The sequence below is a fragment of the Polaromonas sp. YR568 genome (assembly GCF_943369675.1).
Lineage (GTDB): Bacteria > Pseudomonadota > Gammaproteobacteria > Burkholderiales > Burkholderiaceae_C > Polaromonas.
The window spans coordinates 80345-106622 of record NZ_CALROB020000002.1 but is presented as its reverse complement, the minus strand read 5'-3'; the positions used below and the strand labels follow the sequence as shown (position 1 = coordinate 106622).

Below are 26278 nucleotides of genomic sequence, written 5' to 3'. Positions count from 1 at the left end.
GGCCTACAGGCACTGGTCATTTATTACGGCAACAGGGCTTTGTACGCTGCCCCTCGCAGGCCTACAATGCAGGCATGAAACACCCTCTACGCCTCCTTGCCGCTGCAGCCGCAGCATTGCCGCTGGCCGCGGCCATGGCCCAGGCACCTGCGCCAGTCGCGGCGCCTCCCGCGAGGGTGGAGGCACCGGCGCCCGCCACTTCCGGACGCCCCGACCAGGCCGTCCAGCGCATACGCACCGAAGATGCCGGCACCCGCATCGACGAGTTGCGCGTAGGCGGCGAGACCCAGCAAATCACCGTGCAGCCCAAGACCGGTGGCGCGGCCTATGAAGTCAAACCGGCCGAAGGCGCCCGGGGCACCGCACCGGCATCCACCAGCAACGAAACCAACGGCTCGCGCGTGTGGAACGTGCTGAAATTCTGAGCTCTTCCCCAGACAATTTCTTCGACACACTTTTTCAAGATCTCCAGGGTTCAGTCCAGGCATGGCCGTATACACCGAAGTCTCGTTTGACGAGGCTGCAGCGTTCTTGAACGCCCTGAATCTGGGGCAGCTGCAAAACATCAAGGGTGCCGCCGGCGGCATCGAAAACACCAACTACTTTGTCGACACCGACCAGGGCCAGTATGTGCTGACCCTGTTCGAGCGCCTGAGCTTCGAGCAGTTGCCTTTCTACCTGCACCTGATGCGGCACCTGGCGGCGCACGGCATTCCCGTGCCCGACCCCGCAGCCGACGCCAAAGGCAACATCCTGCACCAGCTCAAGGGCAAGCCCGCCTCGGTGGTCAGCAAGCTGCGCGGCCACAGCGAACTCGCGCCCACGGCCAACCACTGCGCTGGCGTGGGTGAAGCGCTGGCGCGCATGCACCTGGCGGGCCTGGACTATCCCCGGCGCCAACCCAACCTGCGCGGCCTGGAATGGTGGAACGAAACGGTGCCCGTGGTGCAGCCCTACATCACGCCCGAGCAAAGCAGCCTCATCCTGGGCGAGCTGGCCTACCAGAACCACGTGGCGGCTTCTTCCGCCTGCCGCAGCCTGCCGCACGGCGTGGTGCATGCCGACCTGTTCCGCGACAACGTGATGTTCGAGGACGGCAAGCTCACCGGATTTTTTGATTTCTACTTCGCCGGCTGCGACAGCTTTTTGTTCGATGTCGCGGTCTGCCTCAACGACTGGTGCGTGGACCTGGCCACGGGCGCCAGGGACGACGAGCGTTCGGCGGCCTTTATGGCGGCCTACCAGTCGGTGCGCCCCCTGACCGCGCAGGAACGCCAGTTGCTGCCGGCCATGCAGCGCGCCGGCGCCCTGCGCTTCTGGCTGTCGCGCCTCTGGGACCTGCACCTGCCGCGCGAAGCCGCCGTGCTCAAGGCGCATGACCCCAGCCACTTCGAACGTGTGCTGCGCGAGCGGCTTGCGCAGCCTTATCTGCTGTAGCCCCGTGGGGGCGGATCCACATCCGGCCCACCAGGCTGCCGCTTTCAGGCACACTGCCCCTGCAATCCCCGGCCGGTTCCACCCCGGCCGCCCTTTTCCGCGAAGTCCCCGAAGACCATGAAACTCAACATCGTTCCCGCGAGCACCGGCATCACCTGGGTCAAGCTGGGCGTCAAAACCTTTTTGCAGCAGCCCCTGGCCATGTCGGGCCTGTTCTTCCTCTATATGGCGGTAGGCACGCTGCTGTCCCTGCTGCCGGTGCTGGGGCTGATCCTCGCCTTCATGATCGTGCCGGCCGCCACGCTGGGCTTGATGGCCGCCACGCAGGAGGCCCTCAAAGGCAAGTTCCCCATGCCCACGGTGCTGGTCAGCGCCTTTAGCGCCGGCCGCCAGCGCATGCGTGCCATGCTGGTGCTGGGCGCGCTGTATGCCGCGGCCTGCCTGCTGATCGTGATGGTCGTGCCTTTCCTGGTGGACGCGCCCGTCGCACCGGCCGCAACGGCCGAGGCCGGCCGCGAAGCCATGCTGGCGCCGCAGTTTCAGCTGACCATGCTGGTCACCATGGCCTTGTACCTGCCCATCTCGCTGTTGTTCTGGCATGCGCCGGCGCTGGTGCACTGGCACGGCATTTCGCCCGTCAAGAGCCTGTTTTTCAGCTTTGTCGCCTGCATACGCAACGCCGGCGCCTTCTTCATGTACGGCCTGGGCTGGTTCGGCGTGTTCCTGGGCATGGGCATCGTGCTCAGCGTGATCACCGGCCTGACAGGCAGCGCCACCCTCATGGCCGCGGCCATGATGCCGCTGGCCCTGCTGATGGCGGCGATGTTTTCCACCTCGATTTACTTCACGTTTCGTGATAGCTTCGTGGCCACGCCACCGGGCGACGCAACCGATTCCACTGAAAACGCCAACAACGCCGGCGACACACCTCAAGACCCCACTGTCACTCCAGGAGATCCTTCATGACCCAGCACCAGTTGCAAGGCCGTAGCGAAAAAGAGATTTTGTGGTTCCAGAGGCGTGACACGCTCAAGGCCGCCGCGGCCTGGGTCGCCATGGGCGGGCTGCCCGCGGCCATGGCCCAGCAGCGCAGCAACATCGTCGAGTTGCGGGGCGACGCCCTGATCAACGGCAACCGGCTGCAAAACGGCCAGACCATCATGACCGGCGACCAGCTCCAGACCGGGCCGGGCTCCAACCTGATGTTCGTCATCGGCAACTCGGCCTTCCAGGTGCGCGAGAACTCGGTGATCACGGTGGAACGCGGCACCACGCTCAACACCGTGAGCCTGCTGCGCATGATCACGGGCGCCGTGGTCAGCGTCTGGGGCAAGGGCAGCAGCCGCTCCATCATCATGCCGACCCTGACGGCCGGCATACGCGGCACCGGCGTGTATGCCGAGGTCTTCCCTTCCCAGGGCAACCGCAGCTATTTCTGCAACTGCTACGGCACGGTCGACATGGAGTCGAACGGCCAGAGAACCCTGTCACAGTCCAGCTACCACCAGGCTTTCTGGGGAGAGGTAGAGCCCAGGGACGGCCGCCAGCTGACCCCCGCCAACGCGATCAACCACACCGACGAGGAACTGGAGTTCCTGGCCGGCCTGGTCGGCCAGCAGACCGCCTGGCAGATTGCCGGCCGCAAAGGCGTCAAGGATGGCCGCGGTTATATGGACCCGCAGCCCCCCGCCCAGCAATACCCGGCGCAAACGCCGGTCGTGCGCTAGACGACGGTCAGTTTCGCTACGCTAAGTGCGAGCCACTTCACGCCGTGCCGCGTGAAGTTGATCTGGGCACGCGCATCGTCGCCGCTGCCTTCGAGCATCATCACCTTGCCTTCACCGAATTTGGCGTGGAACACTTCCATGCCGGTCCTGAGCCCATGCGAAGGCGCGCTTTTTTGCGGCGGCACCGGCGGGTTGGCAAAGCGGTCTGAAGCCCCGGCCTTGGACGAAAACACGCTGCTGGCCCAGTCCTTGCGCCCGCCGCCCGCATTCGCACCACCGCCGCCCCAGGCACCGGAACCCATGCCCGAGGCAAAGCCCTGGTTCTTGGGCGTGATCCATTTGAGCGCCGCTTCCGGCAGCTCGTCAAAGAAACGGCTCTTGAGGTTGTAGCGCGTCTGGCCGTGCAGCATGCGGGTTTGCGAATGGCTGAGGTAGAGCCGTTTGCGCGCGCGTGTGATGGCGACGTACATCAGGCGGCGTTCTTCTTCCAGCCCGTCGCGGTCGCTCATGGAGTTTTCGTGCGGGAAGATGCCGTCTTCCAGGCCGGTGATGAAGACGCAGTCGAACTCCAGGCCTTTGGAGGAATGCACCGTCATGAGCTGCACTGCATCCTGCCCGGCCTGCGCCTGGTTGTCGCCCGATTCGAGCGCCGCATGCGTGAGGAAAGCCGCCAGCGGCGACAGCGTTTCGCCGGTCTCGCTGTCGGGCGCCAGGGCTTCGGGCGAGGGTTCGTCCACCAGCGGTGCGGACGGGTCCAGCCCCTGGCTGGCCGGCGACTGCGTGAGACGCCCGCCCAGCTCGTCGACCGGCAGCGCGACCGCATCGCGGCCGAAGCCCTCCTGGCTCACAAAGGATTCGGCGGCATTGACCAGTTCGGCCAGATTTTCCAGCCGGTCCTGACCTTCTTTTTCGGTCTTGTAGTGTTCTTCAAGCCCGCTGTGCTGCAGCACGAACTCGATGATCTCGCGCAGGCTCAGGCCCGAGGTCTGCTCGCGCATCACGTCGATCCTGGCCACAAAGGCGCCCAGGTTGGCGCCGGCTTTGCCGGCCACGGCGCTCACACCGTCGTACAGCGAGCAGCCCGCGGCGCGCGCGGTGTCCTGCAGCAGCTCGATGCTGCGCGCGCCTATGCCGCGCGGCGGGAAGTTGACGACACGCATGAAGCTGGTGTCGTCGCGCGGGTTCTCCAGCAGGCGCAGGTAAGCGAGCGCATGCTTGATTTCGGCACGCTCGAAAAAGCGCAGGCCGCCGTAGACGCGGTAAGGCACGCCGGCGTTGAAGAGCGCCGTTTCCATGACCCGGCTTTGCGCATTGCTGCGGTAGAGCAGCGCGATCTCCTTGCGCTCCACGCCGTCGCGAACCAGTTGCTTGACCTCGTCGACAAACCACTGCGCCTCGGCAAAATCGCTGGCCGATTCATAGACGCGCACCGGCTCGCCGGGGCCGGCCTCGGTGCGCAGGTTTTTGCCCAGGCGCTTGCTGTTGTGGCTGATCAGTTCGTTGGCCGAATCCAGGATGTTGCCGAAGCTGCGGTAGTTGCGCTCCAGCTTGATCTGGTTCTGCACCTCGAACTCGCGCACGAAATCGGCCATGTTGCCGACGCGCGCGCCGCGAAAGGCGTAAATGCTCTGGTCGTCGTCACCCACCGCAATCACCGAGCCGCCCGGCATGGCGCCCGCCCCCTGGATGGCATCGGGCCCCTGCCCCGCCAGCATCTTGATCCAGGCGTACTGCAGCTTGTTGGTGTCCTGGAACTCGTCGATCAGGATGTGGCGGAAGCGCCGCTGGTAATGTTCGCGCACCGGCGCGTTGTCACGCAGCAGTTCGTAGCTGCGCAGCATCAGCTCGCCGAAATCGACCACGCCTTCGCGCTGGCACTGCTCTTCATACAGCGCGTAGATCTCGACTTTTTTGCGGCCTTCTTCGTCGCGCACCTGGACGTCCTTGGCGCGCAGGCCGTCTTCCTTGTTGCCGGCGATGAACCACATCAGCTGCTTGGGCGGGAAACGCTCATCGTCGACGTTGTGCTGCTTGCACAGGCGCTTGATGGCCGAGAGCTGGTCCTGCGTGTCCAGGATCTGGAAGCTCTGCGGCAGGTTGGCCAGCTTGTAGTGGGCGCGCAAAAAGCGGTTGCACAGGCCGTGGAAAGTGCCAATCCACATTCCGCGCACATTCACAGGTAGCATGGCCGACAGGCGCGCCATCATTTCCTTGGCGGCCTTGTTGGTGAAGGTCACGGCCAGGATGCCGCCCGGCGAGACCTGGCCGGTCTGCAGCAGCCAGGCGATGCGCGTCGTGAGAACCCGGGTCTTGCCGGAGCCCGCCCCCGCGAGAATCAGCGCATGCGTGGGGGGCAAAGTCACCGCGGCCAGTTGCTCCGGGTTAAGATTTTGTAAGAGTGGGGATGTTGGCGCGACTTCTGAGAACATCCCTCATTGTAGAAAGCCCCGATGAAACCGTTTTTGCACCGCCCTTCAGCCCTGCCATTCATGGCCTCTTTCATGGCGGCCCTGATGGCGCTGGCCGCCGGCCAGGCCGGGGCCCAGTCCTTTTGCGCCAGCGACGGCCAGCCCCGGCCCGCGCAACTCCTGGAACGCTTCATCAACGCCAATTGCGACAGCTGCTGGGCCGACCCGGCCACGCCCAAGGCCGGCGCCGGCCAGCTCGCGCTGGATTGGGTGCTGCCGGGAGACAAGGGCGACGAAGCGCCGCTGTCGGCCGTGGCCGCCCGCGAGGCGCTGGATCGCCTGGCTGCGCTGCGCCAAAGCCCTCCCGCGCAAAGCCTGGCCAGCACGCTGCCGGTGCAGGGACTCAAAGGCGCCACCTTGCGCGTGGCCCACGGCTTGCCGCTCAGCGGCTACCTGGGCGCCTCGATTGAACTCAAGCCCATCCCTGCCGCCGCCAAAGGCCGGCAGTGGACGGCCTGGCTGGCCCTGGTCGAAACCCTGCCGGCGGGCACCGAAGGCTCACCAGTGGAGCGAAACCTGGTCAGGAATGTGCTGCAAGCCCCCTGGGACGGCCGCAAGCCGCCGGCCAAAGGCGCGCCCAGCCGTTTCTTCGACGCGCGCTCCATGAGCGTCGCGCCAGGCGCCAATCCCGAGCGCATGCGGGTGGTCGGCTGGGTGGAGGATGACAAGGGCCGGGTGCTGGCCGCAGCGGAGTCCCGCTGCGCGCCTTAAAAAAGTTACGCCCGTTTAACCCCTTTTTGCCGCGAGCCCCGTTTCAGGGTGCATCGCCAACCACAAGGGGTTTTCATGCCACACGGCTCTACCTGTACCGCGCGCATCGCCATGCGCTTTATCCTGGCCGCCGCTGCCGCCTGCTTCAGCCTGCAGGCGCTGGCGCTCAGCCCGGTGGCCCAGCCTCCCGAGGGGATCAAGTTCATGCCGCCGCCCGACTGGCGGCCGCCGTTTATCGCCATCAACAACAACACCGGCCAGCCCATCCAGCTGCGCGCAGCTTCGGTCGAAGTCGACGTTTTCGGCGACCAGGCCCGCACCAGCGTCGAGCTGCGCCTCTTCAACCCCAACCATCGCGTACTCGAGGGCGAGTTGCAGTTCCCGCTGCAGGAGGGCCAGGTGGTGACCGGCTTCGCGCTGGACGTGAACGGCCGGCTGCGCGACGCGGCGCCGGTGCCCAAGGCCAAGGGCCAGGAAATCTTTGAAGACATACGCCGCCGCCGTGTGGACCCGGGGCTGCTGGAAGCCGCGGCCGGCAACCAGTACAAGCTGCGCGTCTACCCGATCCCGGCGATGGGCGAAAGGCGCGTCGTCATCACCGTCACCGAAACCCTGGCGCGCCAGCGCGATGCCGGCGTGCTGCGGGTGCCGCTGGCGTTCGCGTCCAGCGTGGGGCAGTTGCAGCTCAGGGTGCGCGCCCATGGCGCCGCACGCCAGGATGTGCAACTGCTGCAGGCGCCTGCGGGCACCGAGCTGAACGCCGGCGCCACCGGCATGGAACTGACGCTGCAAAAAAACCATTGGCAGGTGCCCCAGGGCCCCGCCGGCTGGCTGCAGCTGGCGCTGCGCCGCACCAGCAAGCCGCAGGTCATGGTGGGCGAGACCGGCGGTAAAACTTTTTTTGCCGGGCAAGTCGACGTGCGCGACGAACCGGTGAGGCGCCCCGCGCCGTCGCACATCGCGCTGGTGTGGGACGCCTCGGCCTCGGCGGCCGCGCAGGCCCGGATGCTGCCGGTGCTGGAGGCCTACTTCCGCAAGCTGGGCAAACCCGTCAGGCTCAGCCTGCTGGTGGTGCGCAACAAGGCCGAGCCGGTGCGCAGCTTCACGCTGGCGCCGGGCCGCTTTGGTGAACTGGCCGATGTGTTGCGTGCCGAGCCCTTTGACGGCTCCAGCAATTTCGACGATCTGCCGATTCCCGCCGACGTGGACACCACGCTGATGGTGACCGACGGCCTGATGACGGACGGCAAAAAAGTCATCCGCTACACGCACACCGCGCCGGTCATGGTGATCAACGGCGCCGCCTCTGCCGACATGGCGCGGCTGGCCAGGCTGGCCGACCGCACCGGCGGCGCGCTGGTGGATGCCGCGCTGCTGTCTGCCGACGAAGGCGCGCAGGCCATGCTGATGCACGGCTGGCGCATCGAGAAACTGGCCAGCCTGTCGGCGCGGCAACTCGTGGCGCCAACGGCGCGCGTGAACCAGGGCCGCATCTCGGTGGCCGGCGAGTTGCTGGACAGCAGCGCCCGCATCGACGTCACGCTGGCGCACCCGGACGGCCGCAGGCGCACACTGGCGCTGCAAGTCAACGCCAAACCGGTGAGCGGCCGCTGGCCCGGCCAGCAATGGGCCCAGTGGCGCAGTGCCGAACTGGCAGAAAACGCCGCGCTGCACAGCGGTGAGCTTCAGCGTATTGCCGCGGTGCACGGCATCGTGGGCCCGAACAGCTCATTGATCGTGCTGGAATTCGCCAGCGACTACGCGCGCTACAACCTGCCAGCGCCACCCGAGCTCGCCGATGAAGTGGCACGGCTCAGTCAGCAGTTGATGGCGCAAGCGACACAAACACGGCAGGCGCACATCGAACTGATGGTGCAACAGTTCGACAACAAACAGCGCTGGTGGGACAAGGACTTTCCCAAAGACGCGCCCAAGCGGGCAGAACCGAAGGCGGAGGCGCACGGCGGGATCGCTGCGATGGGCAGCATTGCGCGGGCGCGCGAGCAGTCTGAAGCCGCGGCCATGGCCCGCAAGGACCAGGCTTTCGCAGGCGCCCCTGTGCCAGCGCCAGCGCAGGCCGCCCCTGTCGCTGCGGCGGCAGCCCCCGCCGCGCCGGTGGCGCGCATGGCCGACGCGGAAAACCGCCAGGCGAAGAGCGCACCCGCTGCGACGTCCTCTTCCACCATTGCCTTGCAAGCCTGGGTAGCCGACGCACCCTACATGAAGCGCCTGCAGGATGCCGGCAAGGATGAGCTGTACAGCGTCTACCTCGACGAGCGCGCCGCTTACCTGAGCAGCAGCTCTTTCTACATGGATGCGGCCGGCGTGTTCTTTGAGCGCGGCCTGCCCGAACTGGGCCTGCGCGTGCTCTCCAACCTGGCTGAGATGAACCTGGAAAACCGCCAGTTGCTGCGCCTGTATGCCTACCGCCTGGTGCAGGCAAAACGCAATGACCTGGCCGTGCCGGTGTTCGAACGCATCAGTGAACTGGCGCCCAACGAGCCGCAGTCGTGGCGCGACCTGGGCCTGGCGCTGGCCGAGAGCGGCCAGCCGCAGCGCGCGGTCAGCGCCTTGTGGGAAGTGGTGTCGCAGCCCTGGAACGGCCGCTTTGCCGGCATCAACATGATCGCGCTGGCCGAACTCAACGCGATTGCCGCGCAGGCGGCTTCCAGCGGCCATCCGGCGCTGGACCTGGGCCGCGTGGACACGCGCCTGCGCCGCAACCTGCCGCTGGCCTTGCGTGTGGTGATGGCCTGGGACAGCGACGACACGGACATCGACATGTGGGTGACCGACCCGAACGGCGAGAAAGCCAGCTACGCCAACCGGCTGAGCCGCCAGGGCGGCGCCATGAGCCCCGACGCCACGGGCGGTTACGGCCCCGAGGAGTTCTCGCTCAAGGCGGCCAAGCCCGGCAAGTACGCCGTGCAGGCGCAGTTCTACGGCCAGCGCCAGCAGGTGCTGTCGGCCGGCACCACGGTGATGGTGCGCGTGACCACCGGTTTCGGCACGCCGCAGGCGCGCGACGAGTGGACCACCCTGCGGCTCACGCGAGGCCAGGAGACCGTGCGCGTGGCCGAGGTTGAGGTGCGCTGATGCCTGCCGTTGGGCAAGATGCCCGGATGCGTATAAAGGCTATACCGCTTTGGCGGGTGCCGCCGGCATGAGAGGCGCATAGAATCAATCACCGGGCCCAAGCAATTGCGCCCGGTTTTTTTGTTTCAGCCTTGCCTTCTCGCCAGTGCCCGCAAACAAAACCGGTCCAGTCCAAGCGCCTTCTGTTCTTCAACAGTTTTTTCTAAGGCTTGGGAATCATGGAAATCTTCGACTACGACAACATCCTGCTGCTGCCGCGCAAATGCCGCGTGGAGAGCCGCTCCGAATGCGACGCCAGCGCCACGCTGGGCGGGCGCAGCTTCCGCATCCCGGTGGTGCCGGCCAACATGAAGACAGTGATCAACGAGGAGATCTGCGCCTGGATGGCAAAGAACGGCTACTTCTACGTGATGCACCGCTTCGACCTGGACAACGTCCAATTCGTGAAAGACATGAAGGCTCAGGGCGCCTATGCCTCCATCTCGCTGGGCGTAAAGAAGCCCGACTACGACACGGTGAACCGCCTGGCCGCCGAAGGCCTGGTGCCCGACTACATCACCATCGACATCGCGCACGGCCACGCCGACACGGTGCAAAAGATGATCGCTTACCTGAAGCAAAAGCTGCCGGCGTCCTTCGTGATCGCCGGCAACGTGGGCACACCCGAGGCGGTGATAGACCTGGAGAACTGGGGCGCCGACGCGACCAAGGTCGGCATAGGCCCGGGCAAGGTCTGCATCACCAAAATGAAAACCGGTTTCGGCACCGGCGGCTGGCAGCTGTCGGCGCTCAAGTGGTGCGCGCGCGTCGCGACCAAGCCCATCATTGCCGACGGCGGCATCCGCGAGCACGGCGACATCGCGAAATCAATACGCTTCGGCGCGACCATGGTGATGATCGGCTCCATGCTGGCCGGCCTGGAAGAAAGCCCCGGCAAGACCGTCGAGGTCGACGGCAAGCTCTTCAAGGAATACTACGGCAGCGCCTCGGACTTCAACAAGGGCGAGTACAAGCACGTCGAAGGCAAGCGCATACTGGAGCCCGTCAAGGGCACGCTGGTCGACACGCTGCGCGAGATGGAGGAAGACATCCAGAGCTCCGTCAGCTATGCCGGCGGCACCAAACTGTTGGACATCCGCAAGGTCAACTACGTCACGCTGGGCGGCGACAACGCGGGTGAGCACCTGCTGATGTAAGGCCTACGCAGGCCTGGCCTCAAGCCCCAGCAAATCCAGCGCCAGGCTGTGCAGCCGGTGGTCGGTTTCGGCCAGTGCGTCCAGCGCGCTGAAATGGTTGCGGCGCAGGTGCGATTCACACACCGGCACAACCCCCTCGCCCCAGGCCTGCTGGATCAGCAGGTTCTGGCGCAGGAACTCGGCGCTTTCATCCGCACCCGCCACGCTGTAGAGCTTGCCGCGGCGTGGGGCCGGCAGCAGGGCTGGGCTGGCCTTGGCGACCTGCTCGGGGGTGAGCTTGAGCGAGTCCTTGAGGAAGGGCGTGTGGCGCATGGGCTCCAGGTCGTACAGGCCTGAAATCGACAGCGCATTCTTCAGCAGGTCCGCCGGCAGGTCACCGGCATAGGCCTTCCAGTCGCACAGCAGCAGCATGGCCGCCAGGTGTCCGCCGGCCGAATGCCCGGCCACCGTGATGCGGCCGGGGTCGCCGCCGTAGCGGGCGATATGGCGCCAGGTCCAGGCCAAGGCCTTGACCATCTGCATCGTGATCTCGGGAATCGTCACCGCGGGGCACAGGGCGTAGTTGGGCACCACCACGCAGGCGCCGGCCTCGGTGAAGGGCGGCACGATGAAGGAGTGGTCGGACTTGTCCAGGGAGCGCCAGTAACCGCCGTGGATGAACACCAGCACCGGCGCGCCCTTGCCCGGCTTGACGCCTTGCGTGCCGAAACCGCCTGCCGGAAACACGTCCAGCATTTCGCCGGCGCGGTCGCCGTATGGCACGTCGATCTGGCACGGCAGGCGCTTGCGCACGGCTTGCGAGCTCTCGGCCCAGCGCGCGAAGTAAGCCGGGTGGTCCGGCACCAGCGCGCGGTTGTTGTACATGCGGTCCAGCCAGGCGGGGTCAAAGGGGTTCATTGTTGTTCTCCTGAAAAGGGCAAAAGATATCCAGCGGCCGCCATCTTGGCACAGCCCGGCCTTCGCACCTTCAGTCAAGGGTAAACCCTGAATCACGGGAAAACAGATCAGCGTATTCTGTATACAGAGTACAGACATGACATCCCAACTGATCAAAATCGAATCCACCCCCGACCTGGTCGACCAGGTCTACCGCAGCCTGCTGGACGCCATCAGCGACGGTTCGCTGGCCCCGGGCGCGCGCATCACGCAGGAAGAAATTGCCGCGCAGCTTGCGGTGTCGCGCCAGCCGGTGCTGCAGGCCCTGCGCCTGCTCAAAAAAGACGGTTTTGTGCTGGATGCGCCCGGCCGCGGCGTGCTGGTCGCGCCGCTGGAGGTGGCCTCGCTGGTGCAGATTTACCAGGTGCGCAGCACGCTCGATGCACTGGCCGCCCGGCTGGCCGCGCAGGCCCGCGCCCGGCTGGACCCGCAACTGATCACCCAGGGCCGCAAGGCCGCGCGCGGCAGCGACGTCAAAGCAATGATGGCGGCCGACGCGCGTTTTCACGCGGCGATTTATGAAGCCTCGGGCAACCCGCTGATCGCGCAGAGCGCGCAGCTGCACTGGCACCACATACGCCGCGCCATGGGCGCCGTGCTGCAGGTGTCGACCATGCGCGAGTCGATCTGGGACGAACACGAAGCGATCGCCCAGGCCATCGCCGCCGGCGACGCGGACAAGGCCGAAGCGCTGATACGCGAGCACGGCGAGGAAGCCGGCCACAACCTGGCGGCGCTGCTGTCCAGCGCGCTGGCGCAGCCCGCCGCTTCCACCGCCCCCTGAAACGTACCCAACAACTACCGAAGGAGACAAGCGATGAGACTGAGCCCCGAACAACTCGCGCAATTCGACCGCGACGGCTACCTGTTTTTCCCCGGCCTGTTCACGCCGGAAGAAACCCGCGCGCTTAACGAAGCCGTGCCCGAGCTTTATGAGCGGCGCGAAGACTACAACATCCGTGAAAAAGGCAAGGATGCGGTGCGCACCAACTTCGCGGCGCACATGTACAGCGAGCCCTTTGCCCGGCTCGCGCGGCACCCGCGCATGATCGAGCCGGTGCAGGACCTGCTGGGCGAGCAGCTCTACATGCACCAGTTCAAGATCAACGGCAAGATGGCGTTCGAAGGCGACGTCTGGCAATGGCACCAGGACTACGGCACCTGGCTCAACGACGACATGATGCCGACCGAGCGCGCGATGAACGTGGCCATCTTCCTGGACGACGTGACCGAACACAACGGCCCGCTGATGTTCATCCCCGGCAGCCACAAAAAAGGCGTGGTCGATGCGAAGCACGACCTCACCACTACCAGCTACCCGCTGTGGACGGTGGACAACGACCTGATACGCCAGCTGGTGCAGCGCGCCGGCGGCAAGCAGGGCGGCATCGTCAGCCCCAAGGGCCCGGCCGGCTCGATGATCCTGTTCCACTCCTGCCTGGTCCATGCCTCGGGCAGCAACCTCTCGCCCTTCAACCGGGTCAGCGTCTACCTGAGCCTGTGTGCCATCAGCAACCACATCCGCCGCCACAAGCGCCCCGAGTACATCGCCCACCGCGACTTCACGCCCATCAGTTGCCTGCCGGACGACTGCCTGATGAAAGACTACCCGGTGGACCTGCCCTGGAAGGACGGCGTGCCCGCCACGGCGCTGCAGACCTCGATAGAGGAGATTGCGCCTGAGCGCAAGGCAGCCTAGACAAATCCCGGCTTTGGGTGCTTCCGGAAATTCAGAATTTCGGGATGAAGTGCAAGGCGCCCGGAGCACAGCAACCGGAATGTACTTCCGGTACATGAGGATTGCGAGCACCGCGCAACGACGCAATTCGCCCGAAAAATGAATTTACGGAAGTACCCATGAATCTTTATTCCAAACTCCAGCAACGCGCCGCCGACAACAAGCCGGTGCGCATAGGCCTGATAGGCGCCGGCAAATTCGGCGCCATGTACCTCGCGCAAATCCCGCGCACGCCGGGCGTGCACCTGGTGGCGATTGCCGACCTCTCGCCCGAGGCCGCGAAAACCAATCTTGCCCGCGTGGGATGGAAGCCTGGTATGGCCCAGGCCGCCTCGGCACAGGCGGCGATCAAGGCCGGCACGACCTGGATCACCGACGACTGGCAGGCGGTGGTCACGCATCCGCAGATCGACATCATCGTGGAGTGCACCGGCAACCCGATCGCCGCGGTGGAGCATTGCCTGCAGGCCTTCGCGCACGGCAAGCACGTGGTCAACGTCACGGTCGAGGCCGACGCTTTTTGCGGCCCGCTGCTGGCGCGCAAGGCGGCGGAGGCCGGCGTCGTGTATTCGCTGGCCTTCGGCGACCAGCCGGCGCTGATCTGCGACCTGGTGGACTGGGCGCGTACCTGCGGCTTCCCGGTGGTGGCGGCGGGCCGCGGCCACAAATGGCTGCCGCACTTTTCAGAATCCACGCCCGACACGGTCTGGGGCAACTACGGCCTCACACCCGCGCAGGCCGCGCGCGGCGGGCTGAACCCGAAGATGTTCAACAGCTTCCTCGACGGTTCCAAGCCCTCCATCGAATCCACCGCCGTGGCCAATGCCACGGGCCTCACAGTGCCCAGCAACGGCCTGCTCTATCCGCCGGCCAGCGTGGAAGACATTCCCTACGTGACGCGCCCCATCAGCGAAGGCGGCGTGCTGGAGCGCAAGGGCATGGTGGAAGTCATCTCTTCGCTGGAAGCCAACGGCCGCAAGATTCCCTACGACATCCGCATGGGCGTCTGGGTCACCGTCGAGGCCGAGACCGACTACATCAAGAACTGCTTTGAGGAATACAACGCCCACACCGACCCGAGCGGGCGCTACTTCACCTTGTACAAACGCTGGCACCTGATTGGCCTGGAGGTCGGCGTCTCGGTCGCCAGCGTCGCGCTGCGCGGTGAACCGACCGGCGTGGCGACCTGCTGGAACGCCGACGTGGTGGCCACGGCCAAGCGCGACCTGCAGCCCGGCGACATGCTGGACGGCGAAGGCGGCTACACCGTCTGGGGCAAGCTTCTGCCGGCCGATACGTCGATGAAGATGGGCGGGTTGCCGCTGGGCCTGGCGCACCAGGTCAAGGTCGTGCGCGCGGTGAAGAAGGGCCAGAGCCTCAGCTGGGACGACGTGGCCATGGACACCTCCACGCCCGCCTACAAAGTGCGGCAGGAGATGGAGGCCATGTTCGCGCCGGCGCTGAAAAAAGCCGCGTAAAAACCTGCATAAAACGCCGACACGAAAGCTCGCTGACAGCCTTCTCGCGCGGGGTGCTTCATGATGGCTCAAGCCATCAAGCACGAGGACCCGAATGACGATTGACAGCCACACGCCCCTTCCCAACATTGCATTTCTGGGCACGGGCATCATGGGGCTTCCCATGGCCGTGCGCCTGTGCGGGGCCGGCTATGCACCGCAGGTGTGGAACCGCACGGCGCACAAAGCCGCCCCGCTGGCCGCACTGGGCGCTACCGTTCACGCGTACGCCGACGCCGCGGCGGCATCGGCCGACATCGTCATCAGCATGCTGGAAAGCGGCCCCGCGGTGAAAGACGTGCTGTTCGCGCATGGCGTGGCGACCGCGATGAAACCGGGCGCCCTCTTTCTCGACATGGCGTCCATCCAGCCCCGCGAAGCGCGCGACCACGCGGCGCGCCTGGGCGCGCTGGGCGTCTCCCATCTCGATGCGCCCGTGTCGGGGGGCCCCGGCGGCGCGGAAAGCGGCACGCTGGCCATCATGGCCGGCGGCAAGGCGGACGATTTCGCACGGGCCTTGCCGGTGCTCCGCCACTTCGGGCGCGCGACGCATGTGGGCCCGCACGGCAGCGGCCAGCTCGCCAAGCTGGCCAACCAGATGATTGTGGGCATCACGATAGGCGCGGTGGCCGAGGCGCTGCTGTTCACGTCGCGCGGCGGCGCCGACATGGCCAAAGTCAGGGAAGCCATCACCGGCGGCTTTGCCGACAGCCGCGTGCTGCATCTGCACGGCCAGCGCATGCTGGAGCGCGACTTTGCGCCGCGCGCGCGCATGGACATCCAGCTCAAGGACATGCGCAACGCGCTGGCGACCGCGCAGGAGATCGGCTTTGAGGCGCCCATCACGGCGCTGTTCGAGCAGCTTTATGCCGAGGGCGTGGACCACGGCCTGACGGACCTGGACCAGTCGGCGCTGTTTGTCGAGCTGGCCAGCCGCAACGGCATGAGCTGAACCGCCCGCTGAATCACATCCCTCTCAGGAGCCCAGCATGTTGACGCGCACATGCAGCAGGTGGCCGATGCAGAGTTCCCTGGCGCGCGCCGCGTCGCGCTGCTGGAGCGCCTCCACCAGGGCGCGGTGCTCGCGCTGGTAATCCAGCCGGCGTTCGGGTGTGGCGCTGCGGCGCTTGAGCATGCCCCACTCGGCGTCCGAGCGCGCCTGGTTCATCAGGTGAAAGACGCAGGAGATAAAGCTGTTGTGCGCGGCGTCGGCAATGACTTCATGCAGCAGGCTGTCCCAGCGTTCAAAGTCTTCCAGCGTGGTGGCCGCTTCGGCCTTGCTGCAGCATTCATGCATGCGCTCGAAGTCGGCTGAGTTGGCATTGCCTATCACCATGTCGATGATGGCCGGCTCCAGCGCGAGCCGCGCGCTCATCAGTTCGGCCGGGCTGGCCGAGCGCGCCGGCGCGCCTTCGGGCGTGGCGGCCAGCGCCTCGGAAATGTTGGCGCTGACGTAGGTGCCGCTGCCCACCGTCTGCGTGATCAGGCCGCGCTCCTTCAGCCCGGCCAGCACGCGCCGCACCGCCGCGCGGCTCAGCCCGCTTTGCTCGCTGAAGCTGCGCTCTGTCGGGATGCGGTGGCCCGCACGCCATTTGCGCGACTTCAGGTTGTCGAGGATGGCTTCCTGCAGGGCTGCGGCGCTGTCCATAGGGTGGGGCAAGGTGGTGGGAACAGAGGGAGATGGGGGAACGGCTCCGATGATAGCGGCCCCTGTTCGGCGGCCGCATCACCCATCAAATTGGTTTTAATTGGTTTTATCGCATTCTCCTCCTAATCACCTTTATCAGATAGGTGTTTTCCCGGGAAACTGCACCAGTTTCAACTTCACTGGTTGCATATTGGTATGAGTTGGTTCTACGATGGGCGCAAGATCAAAAGGCTCTTCAGGCCGCAACAGGAGACAAGATTTGCGCATCGCGACTTTCCAGTACCAGGGCCGCCGGCACGTCGGCCTCGTTTCGAGTGACGGCCAGAGCGTCACGCCGTTTGAGCTGACGCCCGAACAGGCGCGCACCGGTGCACTGCCGTTCATAGAGGCCGGCAGCGACCTCGCGCAAGCCGCCTTGCAAGGCAGCAGCCCCATCGCCATCAGCGCCGTCAAGCTGGAGGCGCCGCTGCCGCTGCCGCGCCGCAATATCTTTTGCGTGGGCCGCAACTACCACGCCCATGCCAAGGAGCTGTCGGCTTCGGTTTTCAAAAACAACAACGCCAACCCCGAGTCCTGGCCCATCGTCTTCACCAAGGTGCCCGAGTGCGTGGTCGGCCCGCGCGACGACGTGGTGCTGCCGGCGGGTGTGTCGGAACAGATCGACTATGAATCCGAACTCGCCGTCGTCATCGGCAAGGGCGGCCGCAACATTTCACGCGACCAGGCGATGGGCCATGTGTACGGCTACACCATCGTCAACGACGTGACCGCGCGCGACGTGCAGATGCGCCACCAGCAATGGGACCTGGGCAAGTCCTTCGACACCTTTTGCCCCATGGGCCCGTGGATCGTCACGGCCGACGAACTGGACGGCACGCGCACCCGCGTGCGCGGCTGGGTCAACGGCGAGCTGCGTCAGGACGGGCAGACCACGGACCTGATCTTCGACATCCCTACGCTGATCGAAACCTGCTCGCGCGGCATCACCCTCTACCCCGGCGACGTGATCGCCACCGGCACACCGGCCGGCGTGGGCATGGGCATGACGCCGCCGCGCTACCTCAAGGCGGGCGACGTGGTGCGCGTCGAGATCGACGGCATAGGCGAAATTGAAAACCGTTTTGTGTGAATCGGTTTTTGAAGATTTGAAGTTGGGTTGTTTTGAACAAGGCGCCGCGAAGCGCCATAACAGGAGACATTGATGAGCGACGTGAAGGTGACGTGGACGGGCGGCGTGGAACACTGGACCACCAAGAAGACGCCTGAGGGCGATATCAAACTTTTCCTCTGGGAGAAAAAGGCTTCGGCCAAGGTGCCGCACGCGGGCACGATCTTTTTTGTGCACGGCTCGTCGATGGCCTCGCAGCCGACCTTCGACCTGCATGTGCCGGGCCGGCCCCATTCATCGGCCATGGACTGGTTCGCCGAGCACGGCTTCGACACCTGGACCATGGACAACGAGGGCTACGGCCGCTCGGACAAGCACCGCAACATCAACTTCGACATCAGCAACGGCGCCGACGACCTGGCCGCCGGCACCGAATATGCGATGAAGGTCTCGGGCGCCAAGTCGCTGCTGATGTACGGCATTTCATCGGGCGCGCTCAAGGCGGGCCTCTTCACCGAACGGCACCCGGAGCGCATCGCCAAGGTGGCGCTGGACGCCTTTGTATGGACCGGCGAAGGCAGCCACACGCTGGAGCAGCGCAAGAAAAAACTGCCGGAGTTCCTGGCCAAGAACCGCCGCCCGATTGATCGGCCTTTCGTGCACAGCATCTTCCAGCGCGACCATCCCGACACGGTGGAGCAGCGCGTGGTCGAGGCCTTCGCCGATGCCATCCTCACGCTGGACGACTCCATGCCCACCGGCACCTACGTCGACATGTGCTCGAAACTGCCGCTGCTGGACCCGAAGAAGCTGACCGTGCCCACCATCATCCTGCGCGGCGAGTACGACGGCATCGCCGGCATGGACGACCTGATCGACTACTTCAAGCTGCTGCCCAACATGAACAAACAGTTCAGCGTGATGCGCGGCATCTCGCACGCGAGTTTCCAGCAGAAGAACTACATGATGGTCTACCAGATCCTGCACAGCTTCTTCACCATGCCCGAGCCTTCCTACAAGGGGTAGCGCCATGAAAACGATCTTCAAATCCGCTTTGCTGGGTGTGGCGATGTCGCTGGCCGTGGGCACAGCGTGCGCGCAGGCTTATCCGAACAAGCCGGTCAAGCTCATCGTTCCGTTCGCGCCCGGCGGCTTCACCGACGTGGTGGCGCGCATCCTGGGGCAGAAGCTGTCGGTCGCGATGGGACAGCAGTTCATCGTCGAGAACAAGGCCGGCGCGGGCTCCACCATAGGCACGGACTTCGTCGCCAAGGCAGCGCCCGACGGCTACACGCTGGTGATGATTTCCACGACGCACGTGATCAGCCCGTGGATCTACAAGACCATGTCCTACGACCCGATCAAGAGCTTCGCGGTGGTTTCCAAGCTGGTCGATTCGCCTTACGTGCTGCTGGTCAACCCCAAGGTGCCGGCCAACAACGTGAAGGAACTGGTGGCGCTGGCCAAGTCCGCGCCCGAGACGATTCACTATGCCTCGTCGGGCAACGGCAGTTCGCAGCATTTGATGGGCGGGCTGTTCGTGTCGATGACGGGCGCGCCGCTCAAGCACGTGCCTTACCGCGGCAGCGGCGGCGCGGCGACCGACCTGGTGGCGGGCGTGGTGGAAACCAGTTTTGCCGGCGTGCCCAATGCGCTCTCGCAGGTGCCGCAGGGCCGGCTCAAGGCTTTTGCCGTGACCACCGCCAAGCGCATTCCGCAACTGCCTGACGTTCCGACCATGCAGGAAGCCGGCGTGCCGGGTTACGAAGCCTCGGTTTGGCTGGCATTGCTGGCCCCGGCCGGCACGCCCAAAGAGATCGTGAACAAGCTCAACTCGGAGATCGCCAAGCTAATGGCCACGCCGGACGCCAAAAAGGCCTTGTACGACGCCGGCGTGGAGCCGACGCCGTCCACGCCTGAAGCGATGTCCGACTACATGGTCAAGGAGATGGAGCGATGGGGTAAGGTCGTGAAAGAAATCGGCATCAAGGTCGAATAAATCAATCGCCCATGAAAAAAGCCGCTGCAGACAATGTCTGCAGCGGCTTTTTTTTTGCCGTGCGGGGGATCTAAAGATCAGTCGCGCGCGGGCTTGGAGAACTTGCCACCGGCCTTCTTGGCGGCATCGCGGGGCACAAACACCTTGCCGGCCGGCTTGGCGAAGCCAGGCTTGCGGTTGGCGAAGTCGGGGCGCGGTGCGAAGCCTTCGTTGCGCGCGCCGAAGTTACGGTCATCGCGCTGGGCGAAGCCGCCGTTGTTGTTGCCGCCGCCGAAGCCGGCGTTGTTACCACCGCTGAAGCCGCGGTCGTCCTGGCGGCGCGGGCCGCGGTCATTGAAACCGGAACGGTCGGCGTAGTTGCCTTGCGGTGCCGGAGCACGGCCCTGGAAGGAGCCGCCGCGGTCGTCGCGCTCATGGTTGCGGGGAGCGCCAAAGCCGCCACCGCCACCACCGCCGCCGAAACCACCACCTGCCGGCTTGCGGCCGGCGTAGCCGCCGCGATCACCACCGCCGCCGCCGAAGCTGCGGCCGCCGCGGTCACCGCCGAAGTTGCCGCGAGGGCGCTCGGAGGTCGGTGCGAAACGCTGCTGAGGCTCGAGGCCGGCGATCACGCTGGGCTTGAGGTTTTGCTGCATGTAGTGCTCGATGTCCTGGATCTTGCGGCGATCACGGAACTCGGCGATCGTCATGGCCTTGCCTTCGCGGCCGGCACGGCCGGTGCGGCCGATGCGGTGCACATAGTCTTCGGCTTTCATCGGCAGGCCGTAGTTGATCACGTGGGTGATGGTGGGAACGTCCAGGCCGCGGGCGGCCACGTCGGTCGCCACGAGGATCTGCACGCGGCCGTCGCGGAAAGCCATCAGGCGGCGGTTGCGCAGGCCCTGGCCCAGAGCGCCGTGCAGCGCCACGGCGCTGAAGCCTTCCTGGACCAGGTCGTTGGCCAGGCCGTCGCACTCAACCTGGGTGCTCGCGAACACGATGGCCTGGTTGATGGTGGTGTCGCGCAGCATGTGGTCCAGCAGCTTGCGCTTGTGGGTCATGTTGTCGGCCCACAGCAGCGACTGCGTGATGGACGTGTGTTTTTCGTGCGGCGAGTCGATTTCGACGCGCTGCGGCGTGCGCATGACGCGGGTGGCCAGCTGCATGATGCGGGGCGCAAACGTGGCGCTGAACATCATGGTCTGCTTGCGTTCGATCGTGAGCTGGTTGACTTCCGTCAGGTCGTCGGCAAAGCCGAGGTCCAGCATGCGGTCGGCTTCGTCGACGACGAGGAACTGCACCTGGTCCAGCTTGATCTGCATGCTGCGCTGCAAGTCGAGCAGGCGGCCCGGCGTGGCGACCACGAGGTTGGCGTTCTGCAGCTTGGCGATCTGCAATTGGTAAGGAATACCGCCAACGACGTTGGCGATGCGCAGGCCGCGGCAATGGCGCACCAGGTCGATCGCGTCGGCGCAGACCTGCTGGGCCAGCTCGCGCGTGGGGCACAGGATCAGCGCGCCGGGCGTGGCGGCCTTGAAGTTGCGGGCGTTGGTCGGGTCTTTGCGCTTGGGCTTTTTCAGCGGCGCTTCGCCGCGGGCGACGGCTTCGGCGCTCAGGCGTTCGAATTCGGCGCGTTCATTGCGCTCGGCTTCTTCCTGCTGCATCAGCAGGGTGTGCAGCACGGGCAACAGAAAAGCGGCGGTCTTGCCGCTGCCGGTCTGGCTGGAAACCAGCAGGTCGGTGAACTTGGTAGCCTTGGGATCGGCATCCAGGGCCTGCATGGCCTTGGGGATGGTGGCCATCTGCACGGCGGTGGGCTTGGTGAAGCCCATGTCGGCGACGGCCTGCAGCAGTTCCTTGGCCAGGCCAAGCGCTACAAAACCATTGGGTTCCGCGGCGATCGCGTCGAGCGAAGTGGGGGTGGCTTCAGGCGCGTCGGAAAAATCCGGAACGGCGTTGAAAGCGGTGTCGTTGTTGTCGTTGGCAATGGCTTCAGGCAAAAAGTCGCCACGAGCCTCAAAAGAGTCAGTCATGTGTTTCTCACTAATCACCTGTTCGCAGCGCTTTTGGCGAAGGAACAGGAAACTTTACCTCCCGCGATGCGGAAGGCTTCGTTCATGGTTAATAAAACATCAACCATCAAACGAATATGCGGCTCAGGCGGCAGAAATGTGCCTGAAGCGGTGACTCCGTTGTGGAGTCCAAAAGTGTGAGGTAGATGTACAAATGCAGCGCACCCAGTGCAACTGCAAGCCCACGATTATAGCGTGCTTTACGGGTTTCTACCAGCCCCCTTGTTGTTCAACGGCTATTGCGGCACGAAGGTGCTCTCATTTCAGGAGCACCATATACAGATCCAGTCTCGTAAATCGACCCAAACACCAGCCGAATTACTTCAGAAAGTGTTCCCGGTAATGTTCCAGCTCATCAATGGATTCATGCACGTCGGCCAGGGCCGTATGGCTTTGGCGCTTCTTGAAAGCGCTGTAAACCTCGGGACTCCATCGCTTGGCAAGCTCCTTGAAGGTGCTGACGTCGACGTTGCGGTAGTGCAAAAAGGCCTCCAGTTTGGGCATGTACTTGACCAGGAAGCGCCTGTCCTGGCTGATGGTGTTGCCGCACAACGGAGAAACGCCCTTGGGGACGTACTGGGCCAGGAAGGCCAGTATCTGCGCTTCGGCGTCCGCCTCACTCACGGTGCTGGCCTTGACCTTGTCGATCAGGCCGCTGCGCCCATGCGTGCCCTTGTTCCAGCTGTCCATCTGGTCCAGCAACTCGTCGGTCTGGTGGATCGCCAGGACCGGACCCTCAATGCGCGGCGTAAGCTGCGGGCCGGTGACGATGATGGCGATTTCGATGATGCGCTCTTTTTCCGGGTCCAGCCCGGTCATTTCGCAGTCCAGCCAGACGAGGTTCTGGTCTGATTTTTTGAGTGTGGTTTCAATTTCGGGCATGTTGTGATTCTCGCTGATCGCCTAAACTGCCCGCTATGACCGACTATTCGCTTGTTTTCACCGCAGTGTTCTCGGCCGTGCTGGTGCTGGGCCTGCTCGTGAAGTTCTACCTGGCTTCGCGGCAGATCCGCCACGTGGCACACCATCGCGATGCCGTGCCTGCGGCCTTTGCCAACACCATCTCGCTCGAATCACACCAGAAGGCGGCCGACTACACCATCGCCAAGGCGCGCTTCGGCATGCTGGAGATGGCATTTGGCGCCGCCGTGCTGCTGGGCTGGACCCTGCTGGGCGGCATAGACGCGCTCAACCAGGCGCTGGCCGGTTCGGGCCTTGCCGCCTGGGGCAAGCTGGCGCCGCAACTGGCCCTGCTGGCCGCCTTCGGCCTGATCAGCGGCGTGCTGGACCTGCCCTTCACCCTGTACAGCACCTTCCGCATCGAGGAGCGTTTCGGTTTCAACAAAATGACCTTCAAGCTCTGGCTGGCCGACCTCGTGAAATCCACGCTGGTGGGCCTGGTCATAGGCCTGCCCATCGTGGCGCTGATCCTCTGGCTGATGGGCAGCGCGGGCAGCCTGTGGTGGCTCTGGGCCTGGGGCGCGTGGATGGGTTTCAACCTGCTGGTGCTGGTGCTCTACCCTACTGTCATCGCACCCATGTTCAATAAATTCAAGCCGCTCGAAGACGAAGCGCTGAAGGCGCGCGTCACGGCCTTGATGCAGCGCTGCGGCTTCGCGGCCAAAGGCCTGTTCGTCATGGACGGGAGCAAACGTTCGGCCCACGCGAATGCTTACTTCACCGGCTTCGGCGCGGCCAAGCGCGTGGTGTTTTACGACACCCTGCTCAAGCAGCTGAGCCCCGGCGAGGTCGACGCCGTGCTGGCGCATGAGCTGGGCCACTTCAAGCACAAACACATCATCAAGCGCATCGTCTCGATGTTCGCCATGAGCCTGGCCGGCTTCGCGCTGCTGGGCTGGCTGTCGTCGCAAGTGTGGTTCTACACGGGTCTGGGCGTGCGGCCCAACCTGAATGGCGCCAACGACGCGCTGGCCCTGCTGCTGTTCCTGCTGGTGGTGCCGCTCTTCAGTTTTTTCATCTCGCCGCTGTTCGCGCAGTTCTCGCGCAAGCACGAGTTCGAGGCCGACGCCTATGCCGTGGCCCAGACCGACGGCAGGGACCTGCAGAGCGCGCTGCTCAAGCTCTACCAGGACAACGCCAGCACGCTGACGCCCGACCCGGTGTTCGTGAAGTTCTACTACTCGCACCCGCCCGCTTCAGAGCGCCTGGGCCGCATGACCCCTTCCCTTGAAAGCGCAGCGACATGAGCAACCCCATCCACCAGAACCGCCGGGCCCTGAGCGCCACCGAGATCGTGACGCAGCTGAGCAAGCTCAACGGCGAGCAGGCCCTGGGCTGGCGCCTGATCGACGGCTCGCTCGAAAAAACCTACAGCTTCAAGAACTACTACGAGACCATCGCCTTCGTCAACGCACTGGCCTTCATCGCCAACGCCGAAGACCACCACCCCGACCTCGCGGTGAGCTACGGCAAGTGCACGGTGCGCTTCAACACGCACGATGTGAACGGCATCTCCGTCAGTGACTTTTTCTGCGCGTCGAAGGTAGACGCCTTGCTGGCTTGAGCAAACCGGCGCGCCCCGCCGCGGCCCCCATGGCGGGCACGCAGCCGGGGTTGGTGGTGGCCGGCTTCGGCCGCCACGTGCTGGTGGAAACCGACGCCGGCGAGCGTCTGATCTGCCACCCGCGCGGCAAAAAAAGCCAGGCCGTGGTCGGCGACCGCATCCGCTGGTTGCCCTCGGAAGACGAAGGCACCATCGAAAAGATCGAGGAGCGCCGCAACCTGTTTTACCGCCAGGACGAGATGCGCACCAAGTCCTTCGCGGCCAACCTGGACCAGGTGCTGATCCTGATCGCGGCCGAACCCGAGTTCTCGGAAAGCCAGTTGACCCGCGCCCTTATCGCCGCCGAGGCCGAAGGCATCACGCCCGTCATTGCGCTGAACAAGAGCGACCTGGGCGAACCCTTCACCCGTGCATGGGCCAAGCTGGCACCGTACCGGGTCATGGGCTACCGCATGCTCTCGCTGGCGATCAAGCCCAAAACCGAAGCGTCCAGGCCGGCGAACACACAGGCGGCGGAGCTGCAGGAACTGGTGGAGTTGTTGCGCGGCAAGAAGACCCTGGTGCTGGGCCCCTCAGGCGCCGGCAAAAGCAGCCTGACTAACCTGCTGGTGCCCGACGCACGCGTGCTGACGGCGGAGATTTCGCAGGCGCTCAATTCAGGCAAACACACGACCACAAGCACCACGCTTTATTGGGTGGACACCGGGGAGGGAAACACGCGGACAACGGCGCTGATCGATTCGCCGGGTTTCCAGGAGTTCGGCCTGCACCACATCGAACCGATGCGGCTGACCGGCTACATGCCCGACCTCAAGATCCATGCGCAGAATTGCAAGTTTTATAACTGTACGCACCTGCATGAACCGGGATGCGGTGTGATTGCCGAGGTCAACGCGACCGACCACCCCAGCAGCATCAGCGCCAACCGCTATCGCCTGTACAGCGAGTTGTTCGCGGAGCTGTCGCAGAGCCGTTACTGAGGTGTTGGCGGCCCCGCGCCGCTCAACCCAATAAGCGGGCCAGCGTCAGCAGCGCCAGCAACACCATCCACAACACCACGGAGCGCCACACCAGCCCCACGATGCTGCGCAGGTGCGCAATCTCGGGTTCGCGGCCCGGCGTGGCTTCAGTGGCAATGCCGTCCTCCGCGTCCAGCCCGCCGGCCTGGAAGCCTTGCGAGCTGTCCGGCGAAAAAGTGGCTTTAAGCGCCTCGCCGCCCAGGCGCACGTTCACGGCGCCGGAGGTGGCGGCCAGGATGATGCCGTCGTTGCGGTTCTCCGCGGCTGCCGGGGCGTTGACCGGAAAGCGCTGCGTGTAATTGCGCCAGGCGTCGATGGCATCCTCAAAACTGCCGACGACCGCAAAGCCCAGCGAGGTGACGCGCGCCGGAACGTAATCGATCACACCCCAGGCGCGGCTGGCGGCCAGTTGCAGCGCCATGCTGGCGCCCTCGCCGGCCGCTGCGGCGGTTTTGCGTTTGTAGGCCCAGTAGCGCGAGACGAATTCGCTCATGCGGTACAGCACCGCGCCCGCAGGTCCCAAGCCCAGCGCTGCCAGCACCGAGAACCAGCCCAGCACGCCGAACACGTGGCGGTGCGCGGCCAGCACGGAGTATTCAATGACGTGGCGCACGATTTCGCTGCGCGGCAATTCGCTGGCGTCGACCTGTCGCCATTGCGCAAGCAGTTCGCGCGCCGTGGCCTCGTCGCCGTCGTCCAGCGCGTCGCGTATGTCGGTGAAGTAGTGGCTGAATTGCCGGAAGCCCAGCGTGACGTAAAGGATCGCCACGCTCCAGGCAAAGGCCAGCACGATGTTGATGCGCCAGAGCAGCCAGTGGATCAGCATGGTGACCAGTGCCGGCACGATGACGGCGACCGTCCAGGCGATCCAGCCATGATGCGGTTTTCCGGCGTCCAGGCTGCGGTTGGTCCAGCGCGCCCACCCGCGAAAGCCCGCATGGATCCAGTTGCCGCGGGCCAGTGGCCTGGCCTGTTCGATGATGAGGGCAAACAAAACGGCAAAAAAGCTCATGCACGAATCATAGCGGCCCCCACGCTCCCCCACTTCGTGTGGGTCGCTGCCCCCCGAGGGGGCCGCTGCGCCTGCGGCCCGGCAAAGCCGG

Annotated in this window: 23 protein-coding genes; 17 read left to right on the top strand and 6 right to left on the bottom strand. The window is 65.0% G+C overall.

The window, feature by feature from the left end; genetic code table 11:
• The first annotated feature begins 74 nt into the window (after positions 1 to 74).
• From ACLV8F_RS01625 to ACLV8F_RS01610, 4 genes are all read left to right on the top strand, one after another.
• Positions 75 to 425: a hypothetical protein gene (locus ACLV8F_RS01625; RefSeq protein WP_411882500.1), complete on the top strand. Its 351-nt coding sequence runs from the start codon at positions 75 to 77 to the stop codon at positions 423 to 425.
• Positions 426 to 486: 61 nt separating this feature from the next.
• Positions 487 to 1437 (top strand): homoserine kinase, encoded by a 951-nt coding sequence (locus tag ACLV8F_RS01620; RefSeq protein WP_411882499.1) that lies wholly within the window; start codon positions 487 to 489, stop codon positions 1435 to 1437.
• A 117-nt stretch (positions 1438 to 1554) separates the two neighbouring features.
• Positions 1555 to 2403 (top strand): BPSS1780 family membrane protein, encoded by an 849-nt coding sequence (locus tag ACLV8F_RS01615; protein ID WP_411882498.1) that lies wholly within the window; start codon positions 1555 to 1557, stop codon positions 2401 to 2403.
• On the top strand, positions 2400 to 3164 hold the full coding sequence (locus ACLV8F_RS01610) for an iron dicitrate transport regulator FecR (protein WP_411882497.1): 765 nt from the start codon (positions 2400 to 2402) through the stop codon (positions 3162 to 3164). The genes ACLV8F_RS01615 and ACLV8F_RS01610 overlap by 4 nt, the downstream gene beginning before the upstream one ends.
• Here ACLV8F_RS01610 and ACLV8F_RS01605 read toward each other — a convergent pair.
• Complete coding sequence (locus ACLV8F_RS01605; protein ID WP_411882496.1) at positions 3161 to 5593, bottom strand: UvrD-helicase domain-containing protein; 2433 nt, start codon at positions 5591 to 5593, stop codon at positions 3161 to 3163. The two genes, ACLV8F_RS01610 and ACLV8F_RS01605, sit on opposite strands and share 4 nt — an antisense overlap.
• Positions 5594 to 5653: 60 nt before the next feature.
• Here ACLV8F_RS01605 and ACLV8F_RS01600 point away from each other — a divergent pair, with 60 nt between their 5' ends.
• From ACLV8F_RS01600 to ACLV8F_RS01590, 3 genes are all read left to right on the top strand, one after another.
• A complete protein-coding gene (locus tag ACLV8F_RS01600) occupies positions 5654 to 6343 on the top strand; it encodes a hypothetical protein (RefSeq protein WP_411882495.1) in 690 nt (229 codons plus the stop codon).
• Positions 6344 to 6418: 75 nt separating this feature from the next.
• Positions 6419 to 9439 (top strand): VIT domain-containing protein, encoded by a 3021-nt coding sequence (locus ACLV8F_RS01595; protein WP_411882494.1) that lies wholly within the window; start codon positions 6419 to 6421, stop codon positions 9437 to 9439.
• A gap of 218 nt (positions 9440 to 9657) precedes the next feature.
• The gene (locus ACLV8F_RS01590; RefSeq protein WP_411882493.1) at positions 9658 to 10635 is read left to right on the top strand and encodes a GMP reductase; all 978 of its coding nucleotides are present in this window, start codon (positions 9658 to 9660) and stop codon (positions 10633 to 10635) included.
• 3 nt (positions 10636 to 10638) lie between these two features.
• Here ACLV8F_RS01590 and ACLV8F_RS01585 read toward each other — a convergent pair whose 3' ends face one another.
• The gene (locus ACLV8F_RS01585) at positions 10639 to 11532 is read right to left on the bottom strand and encodes an alpha/beta hydrolase (RefSeq protein ID WP_411882492.1); all 894 of its coding nucleotides are present in this window, start codon (positions 11530 to 11532) and stop codon (positions 10639 to 10641) included.
• A 136-nt stretch (positions 11533 to 11668) separates the two neighbouring features.
• Here ACLV8F_RS01585 and ACLV8F_RS01580 point away from each other — a divergent pair, with 136 nt between their 5' ends.
• The 4 genes from ACLV8F_RS01580 to ACLV8F_RS01565 all read left to right on the top strand — a co-directional run bounded on the left by ACLV8F_RS01580 (position 11669) and on the right by ACLV8F_RS01565 (position 15778).
• Positions 11669 to 12355: a GntR family transcriptional regulator gene (locus ACLV8F_RS01580; RefSeq protein ID WP_411882491.1), complete on the top strand. Its 687-nt coding sequence runs from the start codon at positions 11669 to 11671 to the stop codon at positions 12353 to 12355.
• A gap of 33 nt (positions 12356 to 12388) precedes the next feature.
• Positions 12389 to 13270: a phytanoyl-CoA dioxygenase family protein gene (locus ACLV8F_RS01575; protein ID WP_411882490.1), complete on the top strand. Its 882-nt coding sequence runs from the start codon at positions 12389 to 12391 to the stop codon at positions 13268 to 13270.
• Between the two features lie 158 nt (positions 13271 to 13428).
• On the top strand, positions 13429 to 14787 hold the full coding sequence (locus ACLV8F_RS01570; RefSeq protein ID WP_411882489.1) for an NAD(P)H-dependent oxidoreductase: 1359 nt from the start codon (positions 13429 to 13431) through the stop codon (positions 14785 to 14787).
• 94 nt (positions 14788 to 14881) lie between these two features.
• Positions 14882 to 15778 (top strand): NAD(P)-dependent oxidoreductase, encoded by an 897-nt coding sequence (locus tag ACLV8F_RS01565; RefSeq protein ID WP_411882488.1) that lies wholly within the window; start codon positions 14882 to 14884, stop codon positions 15776 to 15778.
• 24 nt (positions 15779 to 15802) lie between these two features.
• Here the strand turns inward: ACLV8F_RS01565 and ACLV8F_RS01560 are convergent, their stop codons facing one another.
• Positions 15803 to 16474, bottom strand: coding sequence for a FadR/GntR family transcriptional regulator (locus ACLV8F_RS01560; RefSeq protein WP_411882487.1), 672 nt, complete (start codon positions 16472 to 16474; stop codon positions 15803 to 15805).
• Between the two features lie 259 nt (positions 16475 to 16733).
• Between ACLV8F_RS01560 and ACLV8F_RS01555 the strand changes: the two genes are divergently transcribed.
• The 3 genes from ACLV8F_RS01555 (at position 16734) to ACLV8F_RS01545 (ending at position 19581) form a co-directional block, all read left to right on the top strand.
• Positions 16734 to 17603, top strand: a complete 870-nt coding sequence (locus ACLV8F_RS01555; protein WP_411882486.1) for a fumarylacetoacetate hydrolase family protein — start codon at positions 16734 to 16736, stop codon at positions 17601 to 17603.
• A 72-nt stretch (positions 17604 to 17675) separates the two neighbouring features.
• Positions 17676 to 18608 carry an alpha/beta fold hydrolase gene (locus tag ACLV8F_RS01550; RefSeq protein ID WP_411882485.1) on the top strand — a complete coding sequence of 311 codons (933 nt, stop codon included), beginning with the start codon at positions 17676 to 17678 and terminating at the stop codon, positions 18606 to 18608.
• 4 nt (positions 18609 to 18612) lie between these two features.
• Positions 18613 to 19581: a Bug family tripartite tricarboxylate transporter substrate binding protein gene (locus ACLV8F_RS01545; protein ID WP_411882484.1), complete on the top strand. Its 969-nt coding sequence runs from the start codon at positions 18613 to 18615 to the stop codon at positions 19579 to 19581.
• Between the two features lie 77 nt (positions 19582 to 19658).
• On the opposite strand, the gene ACLV8F_RS01540 is transcribed toward ACLV8F_RS01545, so the two are convergent.
• Both ACLV8F_RS01540 and orn read right to left on the bottom strand, forming a co-directional pair.
• Positions 19659 to 21593 carry a DEAD/DEAH box helicase gene (locus tag ACLV8F_RS01540; RefSeq protein ID WP_411882483.1) on the bottom strand — a complete coding sequence of 645 codons (1935 nt, stop codon included), beginning with the start codon at positions 21591 to 21593 and terminating at the stop codon, positions 19659 to 19661.
• Positions 21594 to 21950: 357 nt separating this feature from the next.
• Positions 21951 to 22514 carry an oligoribonuclease gene (gene orn, locus ACLV8F_RS01535; RefSeq protein ID WP_411882482.1) on the bottom strand — a complete coding sequence of 188 codons (564 nt, stop codon included), beginning with the start codon at positions 22512 to 22514 and terminating at the stop codon, positions 21951 to 21953.
• 35 nt (positions 22515 to 22549) lie between these two features.
• Here orn and ACLV8F_RS01530 point away from each other — a divergent pair, with 35 nt between their 5' ends.
• The 3 genes from ACLV8F_RS01530 to rsgA are packed head-to-tail and all read left to right on the top strand — an operon-like array spanning position 22550 to position 25136.
• Positions 22550 to 23839: a M48 family metallopeptidase gene (locus ACLV8F_RS01530; protein ID WP_411882481.1), complete on the top strand. Its 1290-nt coding sequence runs from the start codon at positions 22550 to 22552 to the stop codon at positions 23837 to 23839.
• Complete coding sequence (locus ACLV8F_RS01525; RefSeq protein WP_411882480.1) at positions 23836 to 24156, top strand: 4a-hydroxytetrahydrobiopterin dehydratase; 321 nt, start codon at positions 23836 to 23838, stop codon at positions 24154 to 24156. The genes ACLV8F_RS01530 and ACLV8F_RS01525 overlap by 4 nt, the downstream gene beginning before the upstream one ends.
• The gene (gene rsgA, locus ACLV8F_RS01520) at positions 24153 to 25136 is read left to right on the top strand and encodes a ribosome small subunit-dependent GTPase A (RefSeq protein WP_411882479.1); all 984 of its coding nucleotides are present in this window, start codon (positions 24153 to 24155) and stop codon (positions 25134 to 25136) included. Before ACLV8F_RS01525 ends, rsgA begins: the two co-directional genes overlap by 4 nt.
• A 22-nt stretch (positions 25137 to 25158) precedes the next feature.
• Here rsgA and ACLV8F_RS01515 read toward each other — a convergent pair whose 3' ends face one another.
• Complete coding sequence (locus ACLV8F_RS01515; protein ID WP_411882478.1) at positions 25159 to 26187, bottom strand: CobD/CbiB family protein; 1029 nt, start codon at positions 26185 to 26187, stop codon at positions 25159 to 25161.
• Positions 26188 to 26278: the final 91 nt, after the last annotated feature.